Below are 2,875 nucleotides of genomic sequence, written 5' to 3'. Positions count from 1 at the left end.
TCTTTTTGACTGCGTCTACTTGGCATAACCAGCTCTGATCCTGAAGATCAAAGTTATAGGGTCAAGCCTCACGAGCAATTAGTATCAGTTAGCTTAACGCATTACTGCGCTTCCACACCTGACCTATCAACGTCCTGGTCTTGAACGACTCTTTAGGGGGGTCAAGCCCCCGGCAGATCTCATCTTGAAACGAGTTTCCCGCTTAGATGCTTTCAGCGGTTATCTCTTCCACACATAGCTACTCGGCAATGCCACTGGCGTGACAACCGATACACCAGAGGTGTGTCCACTCCGGTCCTCTCGTACTAGGAGCAGGCTTCCTCAAATCTGCAGCGCCCACGGAAGATAGGGACCAAACTGTCTCACGACGTTTTAAACCCAGCTCACGTACCTCTTTAAATGGCGAACAGCCATACCCTTGGGACCGGCTACAGCCCCAGGATGAGATGAGCCGACATCGAGGTGCCAAACACCGCCGTCGATATGAACTCTTGGGCGGTATCAGCCTGTTATCCCCAGAGTACCTTTTATCCGTTGAGCGATGGCCCTTCCATACAGAACCACCGGATCACTATGTCCTGCTTTCGCATCTGCTCGACTTGTCAGTCTCGCAGTTAAGCACGCTTATGCCATTGCACTATTAGCACGATGTCCGACCGTACCTAGCGTACCTTCGAACTCCTCCGTTACACTTTGGGAGGAGACCGCCCCAGTCAAACTGCCTACCATGCACTGTCCCCGATCCCGATAAGGGACCTAGGTTAGAACCTCAAACACACCAGGGTGGTATTTCAACGTTGGCTCCATGAGATCTAGCGACCTCACTTCAAAGCCTCCCACCTATCCTACACAGATCTGTTCAAAGTCCAATACAAAGCTACAGTAAAGGTTCATGGGGTCTTTCCGTCTTTCCGCGGGGAGATTGCATCATCACAAACATTTCAACTTCGCTGAGTCTCAGGAGGAGACAGTGTGGCCATCGTTACGCCATTCGTGCAGGTCGGAACTTACCCGACAAGGAATTTCGCTACCTTAGGACCGTTATAGTTACGGCCGCCGTTTACTGGGACTTCAATCAAGAGCTTGCACCCCATCATTTAATCTTCCAGCACCGGGCAGGCGTCACACCCTATACGTCCACTTTCGTGTTTGCAGAGTGCTGTGTTTTTATTAAACAGTCGCAGCCACCGATTTTTTGCAACCCCTTTGGGCTCCCTCTGTTCGAGTTCACCTACTTGGGGCATACCTTCTCCCGAAGTTACGGTATCAATTTGCCGAGTTCCTTCTCCTGAGTTCTCTCAAGCGCCTTAGAATACTCATCTCGCGCACCAGTGTCGGTTTGCGGTACGGTCGTGTGTAGCTGAAGCTTAGTGGCTTTTCCTGGAAGCAGGGTATCACTCACTTCGGCTGCAAGCAGCCTCGTTATCACCCCTCATCTAAGCCCGGCGGATTTGCCTACCGGGCACGACTACAGGCTTGAACCAACATATCCAACAGTTGGCTGAGCTAACCTTCTCCGTCCCCACATCGCACTACACATCGGTACAGGAATATTGACCTGTTTCCCATCAGCTACGCATCTCTGCCTCGCCTTAGGGGCCGACTCACTCTACGCCGATGAACGTTGCGTAGAAAACCTTGCGCTTACGGCGAGGGGGCTTTTCACCCCCTTTAACGCTACTCATGTCAGCATTCGCACTTCTGATACCTCCAGCAGGCTTTACAACCCACCTTCACAGGCTTACAGAACGCTCTCCTACCACGCACAGTAAACTGTGCATCCGCAGCTTCGGTAACTGGCTTAGCCCCGTTACATCTTCCGCGCAGGACGACTCGATCAGTGAGCTATTACGCTTTCTTTAAATGATGGCTGCTTCTAAGCCAACATCCTGACTGTTTTAGCCTTCCCACTTCGTTTCCCACTTAGCCAATTTTAGGGACCTTAGCTGGCGGTCTGGGTTGTTTCCCTCTTGAGTCCGGACGTTAGCACCCGGTGCTCTGTCTCCCAAGCTGTACTCTGCGGTATTCGGAGTTTGCATAGGTTTGGTAAGTCGCCATGACCCCCTAGCCTAAACAGTGCTCTACCCCCGCAGGTAATACTTGAGGCACTACCTAAATAGTTTTCGGAGAGAACCAGCTATTTCCAAGTTTGTTTAGCCTTTCACCCCTATCCACAGCTCATCCGCTAGTTTTGCAACACTAGTCGGTTCGGACCTCCAGTACCTGTTACGGCACCTTCATCCTGGCCATGGATAGATCACTTGGTTTCGGGTCTACACCCAGCGACTAACTCGCCCTATTCGGACTCGATTTCTCTACGGCTTCCCTATTCGGTTAACCTTGCCACTGAATGTAAGTCGCTGACCCATTATACAAAAGGTACGCAGTCACCCTTGCGGGCTCCTACTTTTTGTAAGCATACGGTTTCAGGATCTATTTCACTCCCCTCCCGGGGTTCTTTTCGCCTTTCCCTCACGGTACTAGTTCACTATCGGTCGATGATGAGTATTTAGCCTTGGAGGATGGTCCCCCCATATTCAGACAGGATTTCTCGTGTCCCGCCCTACTTTTCGCTAGCTTAGTACCACTGAGATCTTTTCACATACGGGACTATCACCCACTGTGGTTGGCCTTTCCAGACCATTTTGTTAAGTTCTCAGATATCACTAGCAGGCTTCTCCGATTTCGCTCGCCACTACTTTCGGAATCTCGGTTGATGTCTTTTCCTCGAGCTACTGAGATGTTTCAGTTCACCCGGTTCGCCTCGCATGACTATGTATTCATCATGCGATACCTTTCGGTGGGTTTCCCCATTCGGATATCTCCGGATCAAAGCTAATTTGCCAGCTCCCCGAAGCTTTTCGCAGGCTATCAC

At 51.0% G+C, this 2,875-nt stretch carries 1 rRNA gene (only partly in view); it reads right to left on the bottom strand.

Annotated features, from left to right (window positions below):
* Window positions 1-57: 57 nt before the first annotated feature.
* Window positions 58-2,875: ribosomal RNA gene (locus PSQ40_RS21315) — 23S ribosomal RNA — on the bottom strand (it continues 57 nt past the right edge of the window).

Origin of the sequence: Curvibacter cyanobacteriorum, from assembly GCF_028649475.1 — a bacterium.
GTDB lineage: Bacteria > Pseudomonadota > Gammaproteobacteria > Burkholderiales > Burkholderiaceae_C > Curvibacter > Curvibacter cyanobacteriorum.
The sequence above is the reverse complement of the archived record's forward strand: the minus strand, read 5'-3'. Positions and strand labels throughout refer to the sequence as shown.